We start from the raw sequence: 24150 nt of genomic DNA on the forward strand, positions 1-24150 counted from the left end.
AAATTAAAATATGGGGACTAATTTTTAGTGCCCATATTTTTTGTTACCCCATCAATTGCAATCGTCTCAATACCTTCTTCGTTAAAGTTCATTACGATACTGGCGTTATTACGAGTGAAAAAATAGCTACGGCCATTTAGCTCAATAACATAGTCACCTTTTACCGGATCGCTAAACTGCTGCTTTTTTAGAGTGACTGTATGTTCGCCAATTTGCCATTCAAACTCCTCAATAAACCCATTATTAAATTCTTGAACCCATACTTGGCTGTCATCTTTTGAAAGCGTGATGGCGACAGAATAAGAGCTAGGAATTTGCTCCATATTGTAACTTTTAGATCCAATAGTGAATTTCTCAGCTTTTTGCTGCCATTCAAAACCAAATTTAAATTCTTTAACTACACCGGTAGGGTAAGTTACTGAGCCTTTACCTGGTAACGAGAAATCGGCAAAAGCATTGTAGCTAGGGACTAATAGGGCCAGTGCAGCGATAATTTTTAGTTTTGATTTCATTAGTTATCTTTTTTATTGTAATAATGATTTAAGATTAAAGTAGAATATTCGTCTTCGCAAGGGGCTATGCTACACTCGAATAAATTTAACTGGTAAGACCTTTTTTGTGAACTTATATATTCGACTTTTATTATTATTTTTCAAAATTAAACGCAATAAGCAATATCAAAATCTACTTGATACAGTAGATATTGATTACAAAGCTTTGCCGACTGATTGTGATATTAATCTACATTTAACGAACTCACGCTATCTTGCGATGATGGATTTATCTCGCACGTGGATGACGGAGCGTGTTGGCTTACTAAAGCAAATAATGAAGCGTCGTTGGTTTCCGATTGTTAACGCAACTGCTATTACTTATATCCGCGATATTAAACCTATGCAGCGATATACAATAAGTACTAAGTTAGTTGGCTGGGATCATAAATACTTTTATATTGAGCAAAAGTTTCACTCAGAGCGAGGCTTACATGCTATTGCTTATGTACGCGGTGTATTTAAAAGTAAAAAGGGTATTATAAGCATTGAAGAAATGCTTGAAGTTGCTGGTTTTGATGGGCAAACACCTATATTGCCAAGTGAAGTAATGCACTGGAAAGAAATGTTAGAGCAGAAAAAGTTAAGTAACCTGCCCTAATCTCTACAAATGAAAAAAAAGGCCTTTCGGCCTTTTAACACACATTGTAATTGGGCAACTATGTACTACTTTATATATGCTTTAAAAGCTGTACCTAACACCAAACATAGCCACAACAGGGTCAAGCTCAACAGTTGATGTAAGCGCTTTTGCACCATTAGCATAAACAGTGGCATCGGTATCAATATCCATAATTGATACCATGGCGTGTAAACCCCAGTTTTTATCAATTTTATAGTTAGCACCTACCTGAGCCATAAAGCCAAACGAATCATCTAACTTTACTTCTACATCGTCTGTTCCTAGTGTTGCTTTAAGTGCTTGAGAGGGTTGCTCATCAAAAAATGCAGTGTAGTTTATGCCTACGCCTATAAAAGGTCTTAGCGCATAGCTTGTATCTAAAAAGTGGTATTGTGCAACCAATGACGGTGGAAGTTGTTTTATATCTGCAATTTTATTGCCTGCTAAGCCGCCTGCGCCATTTACATCGTGTGAAAACGGTGTTGCTGCTATCAGTTCTAACACCCATTGATCGTTAAATGCATAATCTACGGTGATACCTAGTTGAGTATCTGAATCACCTTTAAGGCCTAGCGTAGGTGCTTCATTAATCGCTGAGCTACTGTTATCAGGGTTTACGTTAATAGCGCCAACATTTACGCTAAAGTTAGCGTGTGCAGCTGGAGAGAGTGCTAATAAAGAGGTTAATAATGCGATGCTAATTTGAGTTTTCATGTTGTTCTCCAAGAACTACTGTTTGATTGGCGCTATTATTACCGAGCAATAAATATGAAAACCTGTTCTAGATCAAAGTTTAAAAAGCATTTGAAGCTTATAAAATGTTTTATTGATTTAGATTAATTTTAGTGTCGTTATGCTTTTGTAAAGATTGACATATTTATTTAATTAACAGTCACATGAATATAAGGCAGGCACTGCCTTGTCATAATCTCGTGTTTAACCAAGGGTCTTAATAAACAAGAAAATATGTTTTTAGCAGGGTACAAAAATAATTTAAACACCCGACATTTAAAAAGCATTGGAAGACTTAAACGCGATTGAGTCGGTATTTATAATTAAATATTAACCGAGTACTTTATAAGGCATAAAATACTCGGTGCACTGACTTTACTTATCAATAGTTATTCTAAATAACGTTTAGCTTTGTTTTCTTTCACACTTTTAAGATCGACTAATACCAATCCATCAATACAATTATTAAAATCGGGATCAATGCTGAAGCTTAAAAATTGTACACCGCCAGGGTTGCAAAGCTCAGTATATTGTTTAAATAAAGTAGGGACTTGAGCGCCCATATTAGCTAACACATGCTTTAACTCTACAAAATCTTCTTTAACATCGTTTCCATTAAAAAGAATATTGCATTGAGTTAGCTGTTGCTCAGTTAATTTAAGCTCATTATTAGGCGTAGCTAGTTCTATACTGCTTTTATAATAATGTTGATAGAAATAAACGAGCATGGCTTTGGCTTGCTCAGGTAGAGCGTTGGATACACTTACAGCCCCAAATAGATATCTATACTGTGGGTAGTTTTTTATAAAAGCACCAATACCGTACCATAAATAGTCAAGACTCTTACGTCCCCAATACTTAGGTTGTACAAAACTTCGACCAAGCTCAATTCCTTGTTTTAGATAGGGCGTCATAGCGTCGGTGTAAGAAAATAAACTATCGGTATATAAACCTTCACGTCCATGTTTTTGTATTATCTGTTGTGCGCAGGCTAATCGATAAGCACCTACTAGCTCTAGTTGCATAGGGTCCCACAGTACAAGGTGTTGGTAATCCATATCGTATTTATCTATATCACGACGCTTACCGCTTCCTTCACCTACTGCTCTAAATGCTATTTCTCTGAGGCGTCCTAGCTCTCTAAAAATAGGTGAACTACCTACATATTGATATAGATGAATGTGCATGCCATCGTGTGTTTTACCCAGAAGCTGACATTGCTCAATTGCTCTTTTTAGTTCTTTTCTACACTCAGGCACAGCAATAGGTGTTTGTGTTTTTAGCGGCAGTGTTTTTTTAGTTGTAAGCCTATAAAGCTGCTTACGTATGAGGTTTACAATTTCTTTATCTTTAAGGTTTTCTATTAAGTAGGATTCAGGAGGGATAGAAGCACCAATCTCAAACTCTAAAGATTTTTTGCGCTGCTTAAACATTTCTGTCACTAATAATAAACTTGCCAGAGGCTTGTAAATCATTGATGTACCATAAAAAAGTGGACTATTTTTGGCTTTAATAAAAATAGGTAAAATGGGGCAGTTGGCTTTTTTTGCCATACGTAAAAAACCGCTATTCCATTTGCAATCCTTAATACCGGTTGGTCCTAGGCGCGACACTTCCCCTGCAGGAAATATAAGTAAGGCACCTCCGCCTTTTAAATGGTTTTGTATATTACTAAGCTCTTGCTTTTTACTCATACCAGATAAGTTATCAACAGGGAGTAAAAGAGAATGCATTGCGCTGACCGACATTAACATGCGGTTTGCGACTACTTTTAAATCTTGCCTTACTGTAGAGAGTACTTTGATAAGTGCTAAAGCATCTAGTGAACCAATAGGGTGGTTAGCAACAATAACAAGTTTATCCTCGTTAGGAATATGTTCTATCTGCTTAGGTTTATAGCGCGTATCAAAATTGAGTTCATCAAGTACTTGCTCAACAAATTCTAACCCTTGTAGGTGAGGGTACGTATTACCAAAGGTGATAAACTCTTGCTCATGCAATAAGTAACCTAAGCCCTTTTTTACTAAACCTTTTACTTTTGGAGAGTTCTCTAGTTGTGGTAAGTTTGCTGCAATTACTTTATCAACACTTATCATATTAACCTCATATTCCGTTTGGTCTATTCGCTATACATGTAAGATTAAAAAAAGGGTGTGACAGTTACTTTGCAGTAGTGTGACTTTTTAAAGTACTAAATTATAAACTGTGAATTGCTAGGAGAATTTATGTCGGTATTGGTGGCTATAACGGGGCGCAACAACGAAAAGCTAATAACGAAGTTACAAGAGCGATTACCAAATACATTGATAGAGCAATGGCCTGATTGCAAAAACGCAAATAATGTGGATTTTGTACTTGCGTGGAATGCTCCTGAGTCTCTGTGGCCGCAGCTGCCTAACTTAAAAGCTGTGTCGTCATTTGGTGCAGGCGTAGACAGTATCGATTTAACATTATTACCTGAACATGTCGAAGTAGTACGTATTGTTGACATGCAACTAGCTGAAGATATGGCGGAATATGTACTTACACATGTCTTAGCTCAAAAATTACGCTTAAAAGAGTATTACACTAAACAAACACAGCAAACATGGAAGCCAAAACGAGCTTTTAGTAATAAACATGTTGGTATACTTGGATTTGGCGAATTAGGTAAAGCATGTGCGCAAAAACTTGTAACTAATGGTTTTAAAGTAAGTGCCTGGGCGCAAAGTAATAAAAACACGACTAATGTCGAGGTTTATTATGGCGATGAAGGACTTAGCGATATGCTTTGTAAGATTGATTATCTCGTGTGCTTATTACCTCTTACGCAGGCAACGAAGGGTATTATTAATCACTCAATGCTCGCTAAGCTACCTTCACATGCTGTTGTTATTAATGTGGCACGTGGTGCTCATGTGGTTGAGCAAGATTTATTAAATGCATTAAATAACGATAGCTTACGCGCTGCTACCTTGGATGTTTTTGACCAAGAACCTTTAACGCAGAACCACCCTTACTGGGGAAACCCCAAAATAACACTTACACCACATTGTGCCGCGCTATCTGATTTAAATAGCGTTATAGACCAAATAGCCGATAATATTGAACGTTTGAATAAGGGCTTAGCACTTAATAATTCAGTGGATAGAACTAAAGGTTATTAGCTGATAGCTAATTAGTTTAAAAAACAGCTTGTTAACATTTGTAATTTTCATTAATGTAAAAGATATTCTCACTAATAAAAATATAAAGAGGGTGTTATGAAATCCAATCAAAGTGGGGCTAAATTAAGCCTCGTTGTTATTTCAATTATCGTGCTAGGTGTTTCAGCTTGGTTTAATCAGGCTAACGCTGAAGATAGTCCATCTAAAACACAAACCCAAAGTGAATTAACAATAGCAGATTAACCTAGCTTATTAGGTATTTTCGTCTCTCTTCTCGTTTCTCTCAACAGTACATGCACAGCACCATTATTGTAGTGGTGCTTTAGTGGCGTTTAATATTGTCCTGATCCAACGTGTTTCTAATATTTTAAAAATTAGCAATAAAAAAGCCCAGCAATGCTGGGCTATTAAATATTCTAAGGAAAAGTTGTTAACTTTGGGTTACATTAAATTGCCCAAATGTATAAACTTTAAACAAGTAAAAAGTGTTGATCAACACTAAACTCATATTTGAAATAACGCTCGACGACATAAGATCTAGGCTAAATGATAAGAACAATAAACCACATGCACTAATGGCGGCAACGCGCAGCAGTGTTATCTGGTTAATAAAGAATGCACCTAAACCTAGTGCAAGTAGTGTAGTATTTAAAAGCCAATCTAGCTCGTTTAGCATGGTCGTTTCAATAGTTCAGTTGTTGAAAAAAGGAGCGCCATTATGTTGATCTTTTGCACACCTTTCAACCAAGTAATTTTAAATTTTCAGATTAGTTTTTTTAATGCTAAAAGTAACTGCCAATTGCCGAAAACAAACCATTGTCAGCAATTACTTGATACTTTTGACAGCTCTGTGGTTTTTGTAAATCACTGCATAAATAAAGGGATTCACGGCTAGAATCATAGTTGGGGTGCAAGTTGGAATCAATTAAAGTAGCTCCGTAACCCAAAAGTCCAGGCCAGTATACACTCTCACTTACCATCCCTAATTTTTTATAGGTGAGCAAGGTTGGTTTTGGAAAAGCTAAAATTATTACAATAACAATGGCCAGAGATATAAATAGCCCCTTTTTTGACTTTGTTTTTTGGCTAGTGCCATTGTTTATGTTTGTTTTTTCCGCTGCGGGTATAGAGCGCTGAGTAGGGCGTTGCGGCTTTCTTTTTTGCGCTGTTTTTTTTCTTGTTGGTGCTTTACCTAGCAACGACTGTTTATTTGGGGTTTTAGACATAAAGCAAATCTGGCCTTTTTTCCGTAGGTCTCTATAATTAAATGAGCAAATTTATATACTAAGCTAATTATTATGATAACTTAAAGTTAGCTTATAGCCTACGAGGAATAAAGATGAATACGCAGCTATCAATTTTAATTGTAGATGACGTTAGCACAGTGCGTAGTTTTTTGAGCCAAACGCTCATGCACTTAGGGATAGATAACGTAAAGGAAGCATCTACTGCCTCACAATGTATTAGTGAGTGCCAGGCTGCAAATTATAATATCATTTTTTTAGACATAGAACTGCCGGACGGCGATGGCAAAGATTTGATTGCACAAATCAATGAATTAAGCCCTGAGACAAATGTTGTAATGGTATCTGCACATTCAGGTATTGAAAATGTTAAGGATGCAATTGATAAAGGCGCTAAAGGATTTGTAGTGAAGCCGTTTACACCTAAAAAAATAGCGGCAATGCTTAAGAAGTTTTATCCAGACTTGGAAAATGTATGACACCAATCTGTTTAAATATTTATGTCGACTGTTATTAAAGTACGAGTTTAAATCTTAGATAAAAAAAAACCGGCAAAAGCCGGTTTTTTATATTCAATCAAAAACAAATTATAGAGCTTTAATCTTAGCTGCTATACGGCTCTTATGACGAGCTGCTTTGTTTTTGTGAATTAGACCCTTAGTTGCGTAACGGTCTAGGATAGGTGTAGCAACAGAAAAAGCTTGCTGTGCAGCTTCTTTATCGCCCGCTTCAATAGCAACAATTACTTTTTTGAAGTAAGTGCGCATCATTGAACGACGGCTTGCGTTGTGCTGACGGTTTTTTTCGCTTGTGATAGCGCGTTTTTTTGCAGACTTGATGTTAGCCAAGGTTTGCTCCTAACAATCTTAAAATAAAGCTTAAATTAAAGGCCGTGGAATATGCCTGTTTCTATCATGGATGTCAATTTAAATTTAACAATCCAAGAAAAACTGCACCATATAACGAGCATCAATTTGCCGCTTTAGCAGTTAATATAGACATTGTAACAAAGCACAGACCCCCAGCCTAGTGCTTTAAAGCGATTTATAAAAAAGACTGTGGCATAATCGCCTATCTTGAGGATTTTTGAGTAGGTTTAAGGTGTCAAAAGGTTTATTTCGCTCTGGTATGATTGTTAGTTGTATGACTATGATATCGCGTATTTTAGGGCTCGTTCGAGATGCTGTCGTTGCCAATTTATTAGGCGCAAGTGCAGCGGCTGATGTTTTTTTATTTGCTAACCGTATTCCTAATTTTTTACGCCGTTTATTTGCAGAAGGTGCCTTCGCACAAGCATTCGTACCTGTGCTAAGTGAAATTAAAGAACAGCAAGGCGACGACAAGGTCAGACTTTTTGTTGCACAAGCAGCAGGCACATTAGGAACCATTTTACTAATTGTCACTATTATAGGTGTTGTTGCTTCTCCTGTTATTGCAGCATTATTTGGTACCGGTTGGTTTATAGATTGGTGGCAAGGCGGACCTAATGCCGAAAAATTTGAACTTGCAAGTTCACTACTTAAACTTACATTCCCCTATTTATTTTTTGTAAGCTTAGTTGCACTTAGTGGTGCGGTTATGAATGTGTATAACCGTTTCGCTGTTGCTGCTTTTACACCAGTTTTGCTTAATGTTTCTATTATTACGTGTGCAATTTTTTTACATGATAAATTTTCAGTAGGTGCTTATGCACTTGCCATAGGTGTATTTGTCGGTGGTGTAGTGCAACTACTATTTCAACTACCGTTCTTGTATCGCGCTAAAATGTTGGCGCGTCCGCGCTGGGCATGGCAAGACGAAAACGTAAAAAAAGTACGAAAACTTATGCTACCGGCTTTGTTTGGTGTCTCTATTAGTCAAATTAATCTGTTGCTAGATACCATGATTGCGTCATTACTGATGACGGGTTCAATTGCGTGGCTTTATTATTCAGACCGCTTAATTGAATTTCCGCTGGGATTATTTGGTATTGGTATTGCGACAGTTATTTTACCGGCGCTTTCTAAACTACATAGCAGTAAAAAAAGTAGCGACTTTCAGCATACTCTCGATTGGGGAGTTCGTTTTGTTATATTTTTAGGCCTACCAGCAATGATAGGTTTAATGATCATCAGTCCACTTATTATTACCGTGTTGTTCGACCACGGTGCATTTAAAGAAGACAGTGTTGATCATGTCAAAGCTGTAAGCTTAGGCGTAGTCGCATATTCGGTCGGTCTTGTAAGCTTTATGCTAATAAAAGTACTCGCTCCTGGCTTTTATGCTCGTCAAGATACAAAAACACCGGTGCGTATTGGTATTATTACCTTAGTACTTAATATGGTGTTTAACATTATGCTGGCTCCTTTCATTGGTTATTTAGGGTTGGCACTTGCTACTTCGTTATCGGCTAGCTGCAATGCATTTTTATTATACAGACAGCTTAAAAAAGAAAATGTATACCAGTTCTCATCAATGAGTATGCGTTTTACACTTAAATGTGTTGTTGCAAGTATTGTTATGGGAGCTGTCACATGGTTTGTGAGCAGTTACTATTATTGGGCTACATGGGCCTTTACACAGCAAGTAATATTATTAGTAGCGCTAGTGGCTTTGGCAGGTATTAGCTACTTTGCAATGCTATTTGTGATGGGCGTTAGACTAAATACGATAAAAAGTGTAGCAATTACTGAATCAAACTAAAAAAAAGATTATAATCGGCAACTCTGCGGCTTTAATCATTTTTTAGCCGTAATTAATAGCTCGCTAAACAAGGCATTAGGTGGCATGGAGTTAATTAGAGGTATACACAATATTCGCCCACACCATTTTGGTTGTGTGTTAACTATTGGTAATTTTGACGGCGTTCATTTAGGCCACGCAGAAGTATTAAAAGGTTTACTTAGCGATGCTAAAGCGCATAGTTTGCCTAGCACTGTAATGCTGTTTGAACCCCAGCCACAAGAGTTTTTTGCTAAAAACAATGCCCCTGCACGGTTAACGCGCTTACGAGATAAGTTACGTTTATTGAGTGATTTAGGTATTGAGCGAGTTATTTGCATTAGCTTTAATCAGCAATTTGCAAACATGCATGCTGAGCAATTCGTTAATGAGATTTTGATTAAAAAGTTAGGTGTTAAAGCACTTACTGTTGGTGATGATTTTAAGTTTGGAAAGCAACGCCAAGGTAACTTTCACTTACTTACTAGCATGGGTGAGCAAGCGGGCATGGATGTAAAAAGCACCGCGAGCTTTCGTCAATTAAATGCTAGAGTAAGCAGCACTTTAATACGAGATGCTTTAGCATCCGGTGACTTAGGAAGTGCTAAAATAATGCTTGGTCACGATTATGCTATTTCTGGGCGTGTTATACATGGTTGGAAAAGAGGGCGTGAACTCGGTTTTAGAACGGCAAATATAGCCCTAAAACGCCAAGTGTGTCCTGTCAACGGAGTGTTTGCAGTGCAAGCAACGATTGCAGGAAAACAGATTTTTGGAGTTGCAAATGTAGGCAATAAGCCGACATTTAATGGAACTCGTGCATTATTAGAAGTTCACCTTTTTGATTTTGCACAGGATATTTACGGACAATTTATGCATGTGGAGTTAATAAAAAAACTTCGCGATGAGAAAAAATTCGAGACATTAACACAATTAACGGCGCAAATAGCAACTGATGTTGCTGCCGCTAAGCAGTGTTTTGGTTTAAATCAGGTAGCCGATAGAGACGGAATGTAGGATAAATGAGCGACTATAAACATACTTTGAACTTACCGGAAACACCGTTTCCAATGCGTGGCAATTTGGCACAACGTGAACCAAAAATGCTTAAAGCATGGTATGAGGACGACCTTTATGGTCAAATTCGCAGCGCTAAGAAAGGTAAAAAAACCTTTATTTTGCATGACGGCCCTCCGTATGCAAATGGCGATATCCATTTAGGCCACTCAGTTAATAAGATATTAAAAGATATTATTGTTAAGTCTAAAACATTATCTGACTTTGATTCACCATTAGTTCCAGGTTGGGATTGTCATGGTTTACCAATCGAGTTAATGGTTGAGAAAAAAGTAGGCAAGCCGGGTGTAAAAGTTACTGCGAGTGAGTTTCGTGAAAAATGCCGTGCATACGCTAAAAAACAAGTTGAAGGTCAAAAAGTTGATTTTAAACGTTTAGGCGTATTTGCAGATTGGGATAAGCCATATTTAACAATGAACTTTGACTTTGAAGCGAATGCAATTCGTGTGCTTGGTCGAATTATTGAAAAAGGTCATTTGCATAAAGGCGCCAAGCCTGTGCATTGGTGTACAGACTGCGGCTCTGCATTAGCAGAAGCAGAAGTTGAATACCAAGATAAGCAGTCACCAGCAATCGATGTGCGTTTTACATTTGTTGATCAAGATGCTGTTGTTAGTGCCTTTGATCTGGCTGATGGTCATAAAGGTGAAGGCAGTGTTGGTACTGTTATTTGGACAACAACACCGTGGACGCTTCCTGCAAACCGCGCTGTGGCTGTGCATGCCGATTTAGAGTATGCGTTAGTACAGGTTGAAGATGAAGGCGTACAACAACGCCTAATTTTAGGTTCTGAGCTTGTTAAAGATGCTATGGACCGTTTTGGTTTTAATCACTTTCACGTACTAGGGTATGTAAAAGGTGCAGCGCTTGAAAACTTGCAAGTAGCCCATCCTTTTTATGATTTTAATGTACCAGTGATTGTTGCAGAACACGTAACTACTGATTCAGGTACTGGTGTTGTACATACCGCCCCAGGCCATGGTCAAGAAGATTTCGTGGCAGGCTTAAATTACAACCTTGAAGTGGCTAACCCTGTTGGTGCAAATGGTGTTTATTTACCAGATACCGAACTTTTTGCAGGTCAGCACGTATTTAAGGCGAATGCGAGCGTAATTGAAGTGTTAAAAGAGCGTGGTGCGCTTATGCATCACCATGCGCTTACGCATAGTTACCCACATTGTTGGCGCCACAAAACACCAATCATTTTCCGTGCTACACCGCAGTGGTTTGTAAGTATGGATCAGGCTAACTTACGTCAAGATTCTCTTGCTGAGATTAAAAACACGCAATGGTTACCAGAGTGGGGCGAAAGCCGTATTTCTAACATGGTTGAAAGCCGCCCAGATTGGTGTATTTCTCGTCAGCGTACTTGGGGCGTTCCTATTGCATTGTTCGTTGATAAAGACACCGGTGCACTTCACCCAAATACACAAGAGTTAATTGCTCAAGCAGCAGAGCTTGTTGAAAAGTCTGGTATACAAGCATGGTACGATTTAGAACCAGCTACTTTACTTGGTGAAGAAGACGCCAAGCAATACATGAAAGTGCAAGATACGCTAGATGTATGGTTTGACTCAGGTGTGTCACACGCTTGTGTAGTAGATGCACGTGAAGACCTGGTTGGTCCAGCTGACTTATACCTTGAAGGTTCTGATCAGCACCGTGGTTGGTTTATGTCATCAATGATGACATCTGTGGCTATTAATGGTCATGCGCCATACCGCCAAGTATTGACTCATGGTTTTACTGTTGATGAAAACGGCCGCAAAATGTCTAAGTCACTAGGTAATGTTATTTCACCACAAAATGTGATGAATAAACTAGGTGCTGACATTCTACGTTTGTGGGTGGCTTCTACCGATTACACGGCAGAAATGACTGTGTCGGATGAAATATTTAAACGCTCAGCCGATCGTTACCGCCGTATTCGTAACACCAGCCGTTACTTGCTTGCTAACCTAAATGGTTTTAACCCAGAAACAGATCAAGTAGCTGTTGATGATATGGTTGAGCTTGATAAGTGGATTGTTGGCCGCGCAGCTCAGTTGCAAGACGAAATTTTAGCCGCATACGACAGCTACCAAATGCTATTAGTAACTCAAAAGCTAATGAACTTCTGTACGGGTGAGCTTGGCTCGTTCTATTTAGATGTTATTAAAGATCGTCAATATACAGCTAAGAGTGATAGCCATGCACGTCGTTCTTGTCAAACTGCGCTTTATCATATCGCAGAAGCAATGACGCGTTGGATGGCACCTATTATGAGCTTTACCGCACAAGAAATTTGGGAAGCGTTACCGGGTGAGCGTAGTGACTACGTATTTACATCAGTTTGGTACGATGGCTTACAAGCGCCAACAAATAGCCAATTTAGTAACGATGATTGGTTAGAGATTTTAACTGTACGTGACGAAGTAAACCGCTTATTAGAAGCTGCACGTAAAGAAGAAGTAATTGGTGCAACACTTCAAGCAACGGTGAATTTATTTACGGGTAAAGAGCTTGCCGCTAAATTAAACGCGCTTGGTGATGAACTGCGTTTTGTATTGTTAACATCAGCGGTGAATGTTACTGAAGTTGATAGCCAGCCTGCAGATACACAAGCTACCGAAATTGAAGGTTTGTTCATTAGCGTTGCTGCAACAGATGCTGCTAAATGTGAGCGTTGTTGGCATTACAGCGAAGATGTAGGTGTTGAGCCTGCTCATCCTGAAATTTGTGGTCGTTGTGTAAGTAATGTTGACGGCGAAGGTGAAAAGCGTCAATTCGCTTAGGAGTTATTCTTAGTGAGCAAACTAGCCCAAAAAAGTGGTTTAGTGTGGCTTTGGTTGAGTCTATTACTTTTAGTAATAGACTTTGCCAGTAAAACACTTGTTGTAGGGACTATGGCTTATCAAGAGTCTATAAACTTACTCCCTGTTTTTAGTATTACTTATGTACATAACTATGGTGCTGCTTATAGCTTTTTAAGTGAAGCGGGTGGTTGGCAGCGTTGGTTTTTAAGTGCAATTGCCGTTGCTATTAGTGCTTTGCTTGTGTGGTGGCTAAAACGCTTACCTGCTACAAATAAAGTACTATGCGGTGCTTATGCATTGGTACTTGCTGGCGCTATTGGTAATTTATACGATCGTATTGCGTATGGTTATGTAATCGACTTTATTCACGTTTTTTATAAAGACTCACATTTCCCTGTATTCAATATTGCCGATTGCGCTATTTGTATTGGCGCAGCATTATTGTTATTTGACGCCTTCACCGGCGAGAGTCCAAAGGAGCATAAAGCATGAGCCAAGCTGTAATTGGTGAAAACTCGCAAGTTATTTTCCATTTTTCTATTAAATTAGAAGATGGCTCTGCCGCTGATTCTACCAAGGTGCACAACAAACCTGCTAAATTAACAATGGGTGATGGCAGCTTAACGGCAAACTTCGAAAAGTGTTTATTAGGTTTAACTGCAGGCGAAAGTAAAACGTTTGAATTAGAACCTGAAGATGCTTTTGGTCAACCAAATCCAGATAATATTTACTACGTTGACCGTAGTAAGTTTGGTCCAGAAACACCAGCTAAGGTAGGTGCAATTATTGCGTTTACTCAACCTGATGGCACTGAGCTTCCTGGTTTAGTTCGCGAAGTGCAAGGTGAGTCGGTAACGATTGATTTTAATCACCCTTTATCTGGCCAGCGTTTAACGTTTGAAGTTGATATTATTGAGGTGGAAGGTTAATGGAAATATTACTAGCTAATCCTCGCGGCTTTTGCGCTGGTGTTGACCGTGCTATTAGTATTGTTGAGCGCGCTTTAGATATTTTTGAAAAGCCAATTTATGTTCGCCACGAAGTAGTACATAACCGCTATGTGGTTGATGGACTAAAAAGCCGTGGTGCGGTATTTGTTGAAGAGCTTGATCAAGTACCTGACGACAGTATTGTTATTTTTAGCGCACATGGCGTATCGCAAGCGGTTCGCAGTGAGGCTAAACGTCGTGATTTAAAAGTATTTGATGCAACGTGTCCGCTTGTAACTAAAGTGCATATGGAAGTTACACGTGCGAGTCGCAAAGGTATTGAGTGTATTTTAATTGGACATCATGGTCACCCTGAAGTAGAGGGAACAATGGGACAATATGATAACTCAGACGGTGGTATTTATCTTGTTGAAACCGTTGATGATGTTGTTGCGCTTAATGTAAAAAATGCTGAAAATCTTTTTTATTGCAGCCAAACAACACTCTCAGTTGATGACACAGCAGATGTTATTGACGCACTACGCAATAAGTTTCCATCAATTGACGGACCTCGTAAAGATGATATTTGTTATGCAACGCAAAATCGTCAGGATGCTGTTCGTGACTTAGCTGACAAAGTTGATGTGCTATTAGTTGTTGGCGCTAAAAACAGCTCTAACTCTAATCGCTTACGTGAACTTGCAGATAAAATGGGCACTGTTGCTTATTTAATTGATGATGCAACTGATGTGCAAGAGCAGTGGGTTTCAGGTTCTAAATCAGTGGGTGTAACTGCGGGTGCATCTGCGCCAGAAGTACTTGTACAAGAAGTTATAAGCCGATTAAAAGATCTTGGTGGTACGCAGGTTGTTGAAAACCCAGGCGAAGAAGAGAATATCGTATTTGCTGTTCCTGTAGAGCTACGTTAATTTAAAATTTAGATTATAGGAGAGTCGTTATGAGCAAGTCACTAAAAGATGATGGTTTGCTTTTTTCGGCTCTTTTTAATGAGCGAGGCGTACTAGCTTCGCTTATTGTTTCTCAAGTTATTGCTATTGTTTTAGCCTTTGCACCCAATGTAGAAGGCGATATTTGGCTTCGACTTGGGATCATTAGTTTGTTTATTCATTTAATTGTTTTAGTCGGTACCTCTTCTTTATATTTTTGTAGATTTTTCTTACAAACGCGCACTCAAACTTTTCAGTTAAGTTTGTTTTTTATCTTTTTTTTATTATCTACGTGCATTTTTAGTATTTTATTTTCCCATTTTGCTTTTGATATAGATGATACAGATAACTTAATTTATTTCACACTTCGCAATTGCATTATAGTGGCTTTGCTGGCGGCTTTATTCGTCCAATTTTTATTAATTCATTTTGAAAAAGAGCAGCAAACTAAAGCGCTTTCTCGAGCTGAACTTGATGCCTTGCAAGCTAGAATACGTCCTCATTTTTTATATAATAGTTTAAACACTGCTGCAGAGCTTACTCATCATGATGCCGATGCGGCAGAGCAGGCTATTTTAGCATTAGCCGCCTTATCGCAGGCTGCAATGCACTCAGGAAAAAATGTATCTCTTGACGATGAAATAACGCTGAGTAAGCAATATATAGCACTTGAAACATGGCGTTTCGGTAATCGCTTAAGAGTTAATTGGCAAATACCCAATGAACTACCTGCATTGAGCATTCCTTGTTTAACCCTGCAGCCATTAATTGAAAATGCAGTATGCCACGGTGTTGAAACAAGTGAGCATGGTGCAGAAATAAAAGTAGAGCTACATATTACTACCGGCTATATAACCATGATTGTTTCTAACCCAATAACAATTTCTAATGCTCAAACTAGGCCTAATAACGGCATGGCGCTTGAAAATATTCGCCAGCGATTAAATATTTATTATAAAAATAAAGCGCAGCTAACAATTACTAATAAAAATGATGTGTTTAGGGTCAAGGTCGTGATCCCTAAGCTTATTGAGGGTAGTGTATGAACGTACTCATTGTTGACGATGAACCTCTTGCGAGATCGCGCTTAATTCGTTTGTTGGCTCATGATAAAAGTATAGTTGTACAAGGCGAGGCAAGTAATGGTAATGAAGCTCTAGTACTTGCTAAAAAGCAAACGCCAGATTTGATTTTTTTAGATGTTGATATGCCTGGTATGAATGGTTTGCAAGTTGCTAATGAGCTCAATAGTTTAACTCTACCTCCTGCTATTGTTTTTATAACTGCTCACCCTGAGCATGCCTTCGATGCTTTACAATTAAGCGCTGCAGGCTATTTAGTTAAACCTATTTCAGAGCAATCATTGCAAAAGGTGCTTAAGCAAGTTGGGCGCTTAAATAAAGTTCATATTCAAAAACAACAAAATGTAAAAATCTCTTATCAGCTAGCTGGTACTCTACGCAGTGTTGATATAAATGATGTTTTGTATTTTAGTGCCGAAGAAAAGTATACCAAAATGATATTCTGTGGTGGAGAAGCTTTACTTGAACAAAGTCTAAAACAATTAGAGTTACAATATCCTACACATATTTTGCGAATTCATCGCAATACATTGGTTAATAAACAAAAAGTCATTGCTTTGCATTCAAAAGCGAATGGCAATCATATGATTGAGCTACAAGGGTGCAGTGAGTTATTGCCAGTGAGCCGCCGTGAGCTTAAATTAGTAAAAAATTCGCTTTAGGCTTACCTTGCAATTAACCTTCCCCTGATTTAAATACATTTGAGTCTTAATTATCAACGGTGTTATTGAATAAACAGGTTTAATTAACCGTTTATCAACAAATATAACCGCTTGTCTTAGTCCTCATTGATTCCTCAAATAAATAACATAAACTTATAATCAGATAATTTTTATTTGGTTTTATTATGCAATCACCTCACGTAAAAGTGCAAAGAGGCTTCACTCTGATTGAAGTGCTAATTGCATTTATTATTCTTAGTTTTGGCCTTTTAGGCGCAGTTGCTTTGCAAGCAAAAGCAAAGCAAGCAAGCTTTGATTCTATGCAGCGTGCTGCTGCAGTTGCACTTGGTAATGATATTGTGCAGCGTATCCGTGCTAACGATACCCCGCAAATAGCTAGCCTATATACCCAAACATTTAATAGCGAAGCCTCAACTAAAACCTCACAGACGTGTTTTACAAGCACTTGTAGCGCAGCGCAAGTTGCAGCCCTAGACCTTGAGCAATGGAAAAGAGCTATAAAAGCAAGGGAAAACACAGGCTCTTTAGATGACGCAACTGTATGTATTGCGGCTACTGCAGTTGCAGGTACAGGTGGTAAAGCATTTAATTTAGAGGTCGTTGTATCTTGGCAAGGGCGTCAAGAGTTTAATGCAAATAGTACGACTGGAGACATCAAGTGTGGAACGGCTGATAAAAAGCGCCGTTTAGTTGTTTTAACTAGTTATATTTACCTTAGGAGCTAACATGAAGCAAAAAGGTTTTACACTTGTAGAAATGATGATTTCATTATTTATTGGTGGGTTAATTTTAGGCGGCGTTATGTTTACCTATATAGGTATGAAAGTAACCACTAAAGATACGATGACTATTGGTGAACTTCAAGAATCAGGACGCCTTGCAATTAACATAATGCAACGTGATATTGAACAAATTGGCTTTTGGGGCACTTATTATGATGATTCTTTTACTTCGGTAAACACAGAAGCATTATCAAACCCGCTAAATGACTGTTTTGAAGGACTAAATAACGGTAGTTTTCCTGATTTGGCAACTGCGAGTAACTTTAGAACTATTTATGCGAAGGTTGCAGATGCTTCAAAAGAACTAAACTGCGTAACGAGTCCAGTAAAAGGTACCGATATTATTCAGTTAAAGTTTTTACAAGGTGATCAATTAACTGAAGGTGAGACTCAAACGAGTGAAAACTATTTCATAGCGGAGCAAGAGAGAGCCCAATTCAAGCGAGGTGAAATTACAGGAAGTTCTGTTAATGCCTCTATTTGGCCGTATAGCCATCATGTTTATTATATTTCAGAGCAAACATATAAAGTAAATAACAAGAACCTAACTGTACCTGCATTAATGAGAAAGCGCTTAGTTGGTGGGAATATCACCACAGAAACTATTATGGAAGGTGTCGAAAACATGCGGTTTGTTTTTGGTCTCGATACAAACAGCGACAATCGTGTAGATACATACCGAAGTATTAAAAGTATGGAGCACACTGATTGGGAAAATCGAAAGGGTATTTTAACAGTACAGGTATTTTTATTAATACGCGCATTGGAGCCAGACCCTGGGGTTAAAATTAAAAACCAAACTTATATATTAGGTGAAGATGAAGACAAGCGTGAATTGAAATTCACAGATAGTTTCAGACGCACAGTGTTTACCACGACTATTCGATTAAATAATGTTGGATCAAATTTATGGCGTATTTAAAACAATCACAGAAAAAGCAGCAGGGTGTAGTACTGATCACTGCTCTAATAATGGTAATTGCAGTGACGGGTATAGCGGTGACTCTTATGAGCAGTAGTAGTATTGATATTAAAATTACCAATGCAGCGCAAGAGCGTGAAGTGGCCGAAAATGAACTTATTGGCGAAGTACAGCGCATGATTTCTGATGAAGCAAATAAAGGTGCGAATAATCAGTTTTTTTTGAGTCCAGATGAAGTCACTTCGATTGCAGCCTCTGATAAAGAAGGCATGGTGATCGCAACACATGATGGTATGCAAAGCAAAATGGTTAATCTAAACAAAGGTGCGCTTGACCTAGAGTGTCCTCGACGCTTTAATTTTACAGCAGGTATATCGTGCAATATGTTACAGGTCGCCACTACGATAGAATATGGCTCTAAAAGTAAGCATGAACTAACCATTGTTACAGGTGTAGCGCAAGAAATGGCTAGCATAAGTAAGGGGATTTAATATGAAATTAAAATTAAACAAAGTGTTAGCCTCTTTACTTGGCTTAACAATAAGTATGTCGGTATTTGCAGAGGATATTGAACTTTATGTAAATCATGATGTAGAGACAGACGAAAATCCAAGAGTGTTAATGATATTTGATACTTCAGGAAGTATGGCTTGGGATGTTGTAGATGGAGGCAAGTGTTATCGTCGTTACCAAAATGGACAGTTCTATGAATCTGATTGTTTTAAAAGTCAGACTTACTTTAATTACACACAGCAGTGTTACAAGTCTGTAAATGGATATGCACAAGCTATTTGTGAAGATAGCCGATTATTAGTAGCAAAAAACGCCGTTAGCCAACTAGTTACTGATAATGATGATATTGATTTTGGTTTAATGAGATTTAGAGAAAGTTCAGGTGGCTATGTATTAGCAAGGCTTGGTTCTAACAAAAATACCTTACTTAATGAAATTGATGATTTGCCTGCAAGTGGAGCAACTCCCTTAACAGAAACCTTATGGGAGGCGTATAGATATATTACTGGGCAAAGTCTTTACTATGGTTATGGTATTAACAATAGAGATAAAGCAGCTGATGCTAATGGAACTTATAAGTCACCATTTAAAAAGGAGTCAGGAGATCCTCTTAGGTGCGATAACTCAATTAATATTATTTTGATGACTGATGGAGATCCCACTAACGATGATGGTCGTGATGATCAGATTAAAAGTGTACATAATAATTTATTTAATGATTCAATCCCTTTTGTGAGTGGTGATTATTCTAATAGCTATTTAGTTGCTCTATCAAAAATAATACATGGAACAAATAATACAAAAGTAGATTTATACTCTGAGACAAGCGATGTGCTAGATACGGGTAGAGTTTTTACCATTGGCTTTGGCACAGGAATGAGTGATGGCGGTATTGACTTACTAGAGAAAGCGGCATCGGTTGGTGGAGGGCAGTACTTAGAGGCGCGAACTTCAGAGGCTTTAACAGAGGCATTAAAAAATACGATTTCAAGAATCAGAGAAGTAAATGATAGTTTTTCATCACCTTCAGTTGCAAGTAATAATGTAGATCAAACTCGTAGTCGAGATGCTGTTTATTTTGCCATGTTTTACCCAGAAACAGGTGCTCGTTGGCGTGGAAACCTAAAAAAGCTGAAAGTATCAGGGAGTCAAATTGTTGACTCAAAAGGATTATCGGCACTTGATGAAAATGGCTTGATTGACGAAAATGCAGAAACATTTTGGTTGCCAAGCGGGGAGCCAGCTGATGGTAACTTAGTTGCACAAGGTGGTGTAAACCTTCATTTAACTACATTAGATTCAGATAGCCGTAATTTATACACTGACAATCAAGGAGCAATAGTAAATTTTAATACCTCAGTTGTCAGTGATATTCTTAATTTAGTCGATAATAATCCTCTGAGCTTATCGAGCGATGATATTAAATGGGCGATGGGTGTTGATGTTGATGATGATGATGCTGATGGGTCTAACGTTGACCAGCGTCAAGATATTTTTGGTGATCCTCTGCATTCTAAACCTGTCGCAATCGATTATGGTAATGATGATATTCGAGTTTTAATAGGAACTAATGCAGGCTTTTTGCATATGTTCAAGGATTCTGATGATAGCGTAAGTGAAAGTTGGGCATTTATACCGTCTGCTTTATACGACATTATTGAACCTCTACGTAAAAATCAGGCCGATACGAAAGTATATGGTATGGATGGCCCTATTAGTATTTATTTTGATAATAAAAACTTAAATAGTGATGGTTTAAACGACGGTATTATTGATGCGAGTGGCGACGATAGAGTGTGGGCTTTTGCAGGAATGCGTCGCGGTGGTAAAAATTATTACGGACTTGATATAACAAACCCAAACATACCAAAAAAATTATGGGACGCACCAATAGAGGGCGGAAAAGGTGATTTTAAAGAGCTTGCGCAAACATGGTCAAAGCCACAAATAGCCTATATTAAAGCATTTGGTGATAAGCCTTTATTAATTTTTGGTGCTGGATACGATACAAATAAAGATGCAGCTATTCGTAGTGAAGATAATATAGGGCGAGGTATTTACATTGTTGAAGCCGAAACAGGTAAAAGAGTATGGGCATTAACACCCGATATTAATGGCTTTAAAGGTAAGCATAGTATTGCTGCAGATATTACCACGCTTGACTCAGATTATGATGGATATATAGACCGAATTTATGCGGCAGATACTGGTGGAGATATTTGGCGTATAGATATGCCAGGCACTAGTACTAGTGAATTTAGTCACTTTAAATTAGCTGAGCTTGGCAGTAATAAAGCAACTGAAGACCGACGCTTTTTTTACAAACCACTCGTAGCACGAACTATTTATAGTAAAGTAAGCGAGACAACAATTGATGGTAGTACCGTTATAACACGCTTAGATACGCCGTATGATGCAATAGTTATTGGTAGTGGTAACCGCTCAAAACCAACCGGTACCAATGAAAAAGATCAACTGTTTATGATCAGAGATGAAAATACAGTTACTAAATCGTATAAAACGAATGCACCAGATACTATTGTACCTGCTGATTTGATGCAAATGAATTCAGACCCATTTGGTAATGCTCTAGATGACGTTGATGATTTTGTTGACTTAGAAGTCGACTTGGCTAAATTTAATGGCTGGAGATATGAGTTAGGAACGGGTGAAAAATCACTAGCTGCTGCTACAGTTGTTGGAGGTGTTGCTTATTTTACAAGTTTCACACCTGCATCAGATACATCGACTGAAAACCAATGTTCACTAAGTGGTGGTGGTGGTTCTTTATACGCATTTCACTTACATTACGGTACTAAAGTGTATGACGACCTTAAATTTACAACCAGCTATGATGTACCAGATACACCTCAGTTATACTTTGGCGAAGGCCCTTCATGCGTAGATGGTAATGGAGATGGTAAGTGTGATGACAACCCAACAGTTGACGTAACACAAGAAAGTCAGTTTTATCTAATTGGGCCGGGTATCAAAGGTGAAAATGCTGAAAACCCAATGAAGCCTGTAGAAATAAAAGGTCCTGGCTTAACAATCGTTGATGGTAAAGTTGTATTGGTTAATGACAATGCTGTAGGGTTTGGCTTTAAAACTCAACAAACATATATCTATAAACGTGAAGAAAATGACGAAGTTAATAATTAAGGAAATTAAATGAAGAAACAACATGGGTTTACCTTAATTGAGCTGATGATAGCGGTTGCAATTGTAGGCATACTTGCTTCAATTGCATTGCCCAATTATACAGAATATGTAAAGCGTGCTTCGCGCGCTGAAGCTGCTGCAGCATTGTTAGATGCTGCAAACAAAGAGGAGCAATATTTTGTAGATAATCGTGAGTATACGCAATCCTTTACTGACTTAGGGTTACAAAGTAAAACCGAAAATGGTCACTTTGAACTATCTATCAGCGTAGTTGATAGTAATACCTTCACTATTACAGCTAAGCCTATAGACGGAGCTGTAAAAGGAGATACTGATTGTAAAGAGCTTTCAATCACTGATATTGGTCTCAAAGGTGCAAAAGGGTCTAAAGGAGACACCGATATTGGTTATTGCTGGGGTCGATAGCCTAGATTACTTCTTCTGGCACTTATCAGTTGATTTAATACGTATTCTGCCAGTCTGACTTACTGATAAGGCCAACCCCTCGAGGTTGGCCTTATTGCTGTTGGGGCAATATATAAAAGTACCATTTTGAAAACCATTCAAAGAACCATCAGGACGAAACGTAATTGCGCTGCGAGGGTATTTAAGACTGTCAGCTTCATGGATCTCCTCAAAAGTACTTAAGAGTAGTTCATCATCATCTAACGAGGTTGATTTATCTTTGTCGATAAAGAGTGATATTTGGCCATTCCACTCGTCTTTTGTACATTGACTGTCTTTTAGTGCACAAAGCGTGACGTAAGTAGTATTTTCAATGGCATATAAACGGCCATAATTTATATCTCGGTGTAGGAGGTTTACGTGGTTATCTAAGCGGTTTTTAGCTAAAAAATCTGGGTAAAACCACATAGATAATTGGCTAATAATACTGACAACAGCCATAGATACCATTAATTCGAGAAGTGTTACTCCCTTACTTTTTGATATTGATAATCTCACCCTTGAAGACCTGAGTTAATAAATGATTAACTCAGTCTAGTAAATGATACAAATATGACAAGATATAATTGTACGTTTTTTAATCACATTTTTCAGTGGTGTCACCAAGGTAAAAAGCAGTACCAGATACTGATACATTCAGCGCTTTATTGTTTTCATTGTCATTATTGGGGCAGTATACAAAGCCAGCAAAGTTACCGCTGGTGTTTAGGTTTGTTGTAATGCGCCCACTAGTATTAAAGCGAAGGCTACTATCACCAGTAAATTTAACCTTGTCTATACTATTTATCTGCTCCATGGTGCGTAAAATAGTATCTTTTTCCCAGTTATATATTCCGTTATTATTGGTATCTACAAAGAGAGTTATGATTGAATCCTCCCCCCATGAACTTTGACATTTAAAGTATCGATTAATCTCAACTTTACTTATAGGAGCAGGGCATATGATAACAATTTCATCCGTACTTGCAGCTTGAGCACGGGCGTAGCTAATATTTCTTTTTAATTCCAACAAAAAGTTCTCAGCTCTATTTTCTTCTAGCATATCGCTACTATTCCAAATTGCAATTGATGCAATAATGCCAACGATAGCAACGGTTACCATGAGTTCTAAAAGGGTGAACCCGTTTTGTTTGTTTTTCATATTAATCTCATTTACTGCTAGTCATTTAAGTATAGCTATTTTTATATAATAAATTATACCACGATAGGTTGTTTTATCACCGTAATTCAATTGCTTTGTTTGCTATGAACACCATGATTGTCTAAAATCGAGGCAACTGGAGCTTTCAAAAGTAATTAATATGAAAAAAATAGAAGCAATTATTAAACCTTTTAAGTTAGATGATGTGCGTGAAGCGTTGTCTGATGTAGGTATTACGGGGATGACGGTAAGCGAAGTTAAAGGCTTTGGACGTCAAAAAGGTCACACAGAGCTATATCGTGGCGCAGAGTATATGGTCGATTTTTTACCTAAAGTAAAACTTGATATTGTATTGACTGATGAAGATGTAGACCGTGCAATTGAAGTTATTGTAAAAACGGCGCAAACAGGAAAAATCGGTGATGGTAAAATATTTATCACAGATGTTGAGCGTGTAATACGTATTCGTACTGCAGAGGAAGATGAAGAAGCGATTTAAGCTTGTTTTTCTATGTAGTAAAAAGGCGCTTAGTAAGCTGTCTCTTATACACAAATCCCTGCTAAGAAATTAGCGGGGATTTTTTTGAACTAAATCTCAATTTCATGATCAGATCTTCAAATCTTGTTTGAGGGCACATTATGATTAACGAACATACT

26 protein-coding genes are annotated in these 24150 nt (G+C 38.0%); 18 read left to right on the top strand and 8 right to left on the bottom strand.

All coding sequences use genetic code 11. The features are described 5' to 3' along the window. Window positions 1-17: 17 nt before the first annotated feature. Window positions 18-512, bottom strand: a complete 495-nt coding sequence (locus H5115_RS06440; protein ID WP_024596632.1) for a hypothetical protein — start codon at window positions 510-512, stop codon at window positions 18-20. A 106-nt stretch (window positions 513-618) separates the two neighbouring features. Between H5115_RS06440 and H5115_RS06445 the strand changes: the two genes are divergently transcribed. Further along, window positions 619-1152, top strand: coding sequence for a thioesterase family protein (locus H5115_RS06445; RefSeq protein ID WP_002958217.1), 534 nt, complete (start codon window positions 619-621; stop codon window positions 1150-1152). 81 nt (window positions 1153-1233) lie between these two features. On the opposite strand, the gene H5115_RS06450 is transcribed toward H5115_RS06445, so the two are convergent. Beyond that, window positions 1234-1887 carry an OmpW family protein gene (locus H5115_RS06450; protein WP_039487096.1) on the bottom strand — a complete coding sequence of 218 codons (654 nt, stop codon included), beginning with the start codon at window positions 1885-1887 and terminating at the stop codon, window positions 1234-1236. 407 nt (window positions 1888-2294) lie between these two features. Next, a complete protein-coding gene (locus H5115_RS06455; RefSeq protein ID WP_182754359.1) occupies window positions 2295-4001 on the bottom strand; it encodes a lysophospholipid acyltransferase family protein in 1707 nt (568 codons plus the stop codon). A gap of 129 nt (window positions 4002-4130) precedes the next feature. Between H5115_RS06455 and H5115_RS06460 the strand changes: the two genes are divergently transcribed. Together H5115_RS06460 and H5115_RS06465 are read left to right on the top strand one after the other, a co-directional pair. Next, window positions 4131-5051 (top strand): glyoxylate/hydroxypyruvate reductase A, encoded by a 921-nt coding sequence (locus tag H5115_RS06460; RefSeq protein ID WP_182670886.1) that lies wholly within the window; start codon window positions 4131-4133, stop codon window positions 5049-5051. Between the two features lie 96 nt (window positions 5052-5147). After that, window positions 5148-5294 carry a hypothetical protein gene (locus tag H5115_RS06465; RefSeq protein WP_182754362.1) on the top strand — a complete coding sequence of 49 codons (147 nt, stop codon included), beginning with the start codon at window positions 5148-5150 and terminating at the stop codon, window positions 5292-5294. A gap of 187 nt (window positions 5295-5481) precedes the next feature. Here the strand turns inward: H5115_RS06465 and H5115_RS06470 are convergent, their stop codons facing one another. Beyond that, on the bottom strand, window positions 5482-5727 hold the full coding sequence (locus H5115_RS06470; RefSeq protein ID WP_002958222.1) for a hypothetical protein: 246 nt from the start codon (window positions 5725-5727) through the stop codon (window positions 5482-5484). Window positions 5728-5833: 106 nt separating this feature from the next. Further along, window positions 5834-6277: a hypothetical protein gene (locus H5115_RS06475; RefSeq protein WP_182754365.1), complete on the bottom strand. Its 444-nt coding sequence runs from the start codon at window positions 6275-6277 to the stop codon at window positions 5834-5836. A 113-nt stretch (window positions 6278-6390) separates the two neighbouring features. Between H5115_RS06475 and H5115_RS06480 the strand changes: the two genes are divergently transcribed. Beyond that, on the top strand, window positions 6391-6774 hold the full coding sequence (locus tag H5115_RS06480; protein ID WP_002958224.1) for a response regulator: 384 nt from the start codon (window positions 6391-6393) through the stop codon (window positions 6772-6774). A 108-nt stretch (window positions 6775-6882) separates the two neighbouring features. Here H5115_RS06480 and rpsT read toward each other — a convergent pair whose 3' ends face one another. Beyond that, on the bottom strand, window positions 6883-7143 hold the full coding sequence (gene rpsT / locus H5115_RS06485; RefSeq protein WP_002958225.1) for a 30S ribosomal protein S20: 261 nt from the start codon (window positions 7141-7143) through the stop codon (window positions 6883-6885). Between the two features lie 295 nt (window positions 7144-7438). Between rpsT and murJ the strand changes: the two genes are divergently transcribed. From murJ to H5115_RS06550, 13 genes are all read left to right on the top strand, one after another. Then, window positions 7439-8977, top strand: a complete 1539-nt coding sequence (murJ, locus tag H5115_RS06490; RefSeq protein ID WP_404936120.1) for a murein biosynthesis integral membrane protein MurJ — start codon at window positions 7439-7441, stop codon at window positions 8975-8977. Between the two features lie 84 nt (window positions 8978-9061). Further along, the gene (gene ribF / locus H5115_RS06495; RefSeq protein ID WP_182670889.1) at window positions 9062-10012 is read left to right on the top strand and encodes a bifunctional riboflavin kinase/FAD synthetase; all 951 of its coding nucleotides are present in this window, start codon (window positions 9062-9064) and stop codon (window positions 10010-10012) included. Between the two features lie 5 nt (window positions 10013-10017). Continuing rightward, complete coding sequence (gene ileS / locus H5115_RS06500) at window positions 10018-12846, top strand: isoleucine--tRNA ligase (protein ID WP_182670890.1); 2829 nt, start codon at window positions 10018-10020, stop codon at window positions 12844-12846. A 12-nt stretch (window positions 12847-12858) separates the two neighbouring features. Further along, window positions 12859-13359 carry a signal peptidase II gene (lspA, locus tag H5115_RS06505; protein WP_002958230.1) on the top strand — a complete coding sequence of 167 codons (501 nt, stop codon included), beginning with the start codon at window positions 12859-12861 and terminating at the stop codon, window positions 13357-13359. Further along, entirely contained in the window at window positions 13356-13796 is a 441-nt protein-coding gene (gene fkpB, locus H5115_RS06510) for an FKBP-type peptidyl-prolyl cis-trans isomerase (protein ID WP_002958231.1), read from the top strand. The genes lspA and fkpB overlap by 4 nt, the downstream gene beginning before the upstream one ends. Beyond that, complete coding sequence (gene ispH / locus H5115_RS06515; protein WP_182754367.1) at window positions 13796-14725, top strand: 4-hydroxy-3-methylbut-2-enyl diphosphate reductase; 930 nt, start codon at window positions 13796-13798, stop codon at window positions 14723-14725. The genes fkpB and ispH overlap by 1 nt, the downstream gene beginning before the upstream one ends. Window positions 14726-14754: 29 nt before the next feature. Next, complete coding sequence (locus H5115_RS06520) at window positions 14755-15789, top strand: sensor histidine kinase (RefSeq protein ID WP_182754370.1); 1035 nt, start codon at window positions 14755-14757, stop codon at window positions 15787-15789. Beyond that, entirely contained in the window at window positions 15786-16487 is a 702-nt protein-coding gene (locus H5115_RS06525; protein ID WP_138489452.1) for a LytTR family DNA-binding domain-containing protein, read from the top strand. The genes H5115_RS06520 and H5115_RS06525 overlap by 4 nt, the downstream gene beginning before the upstream one ends. A 185-nt stretch (window positions 16488-16672) precedes the next feature. Beyond that, window positions 16673-17233, top strand: a complete 561-nt coding sequence (gene pilV / locus H5115_RS06530) for a type IV pilus modification protein PilV (protein ID WP_024596572.1) — start codon at window positions 16673-16675, stop codon at window positions 17231-17233. 1 nt (window position 17234) lies between these two features. Continuing rightward, complete coding sequence (locus H5115_RS06535) at window positions 17235-18212, top strand: PilW family protein (RefSeq protein ID WP_182696013.1); 978 nt, start codon at window positions 17235-17237, stop codon at window positions 18210-18212. Next, complete coding sequence (locus H5115_RS06540; RefSeq protein ID WP_024596574.1) at window positions 18200-18703, top strand: hypothetical protein; 504 nt, start codon at window positions 18200-18202, stop codon at window positions 18701-18703. The genes H5115_RS06535 and H5115_RS06540 overlap by 13 nt, the downstream gene beginning before the upstream one ends. A gap of 1 nt (window position 18704) precedes the next feature. After that, the gene (locus H5115_RS06545; RefSeq protein WP_182754373.1) at window positions 18705-21887 is read left to right on the top strand and encodes a pilus assembly protein; all 3183 of its coding nucleotides are present in this window, start codon (window positions 18705-18707) and stop codon (window positions 21885-21887) included. 9 nt (window positions 21888-21896) lie between these two features. Continuing rightward, window positions 21897-22313 carry a type IV pilin protein gene (locus tag H5115_RS06550; RefSeq protein ID WP_024596576.1) on the top strand — a complete coding sequence of 139 codons (417 nt, stop codon included), beginning with the start codon at window positions 21897-21899 and terminating at the stop codon, window positions 22311-22313. Between the two features lie 6 nt (window positions 22314-22319). On the opposite strand, the gene H5115_RS06555 is transcribed toward H5115_RS06550, so the two are convergent. Further along, complete coding sequence (locus H5115_RS06555; protein WP_182754376.1) at window positions 22320-22850, bottom strand: GspH/FimT family pseudopilin; 531 nt, start codon at window positions 22848-22850, stop codon at window positions 22320-22322. A 79-nt stretch (window positions 22851-22929) separates the two neighbouring features. Further along, window positions 22930-23493: a GspH/FimT family pseudopilin gene (locus tag H5115_RS06560; protein ID WP_182754379.1), complete on the bottom strand. Its 564-nt coding sequence runs from the start codon at window positions 23491-23493 to the stop codon at window positions 22930-22932. 160 nt (window positions 23494-23653) lie between these two features. On the opposite strand from H5115_RS06560, the gene glnB reads away from it, so the two are divergent. Further along, window positions 23654-23992: a nitrogen regulatory protein P-II gene (glnB, locus tag H5115_RS06565; RefSeq protein WP_182673707.1), complete on the top strand. Its 339-nt coding sequence runs from the start codon at window positions 23654-23656 to the stop codon at window positions 23990-23992. Window positions 23993-24150: the final 158 nt, after the last annotated feature.

It is taken from the genome of Pseudoalteromonas sp. SR44-2, from assembly GCF_014163745.1.
In the GTDB taxonomy this organism is placed as follows: Bacteria; Pseudomonadota; Gammaproteobacteria; order Enterobacterales; family Alteromonadaceae; genus Pseudoalteromonas; species Pseudoalteromonas distincta.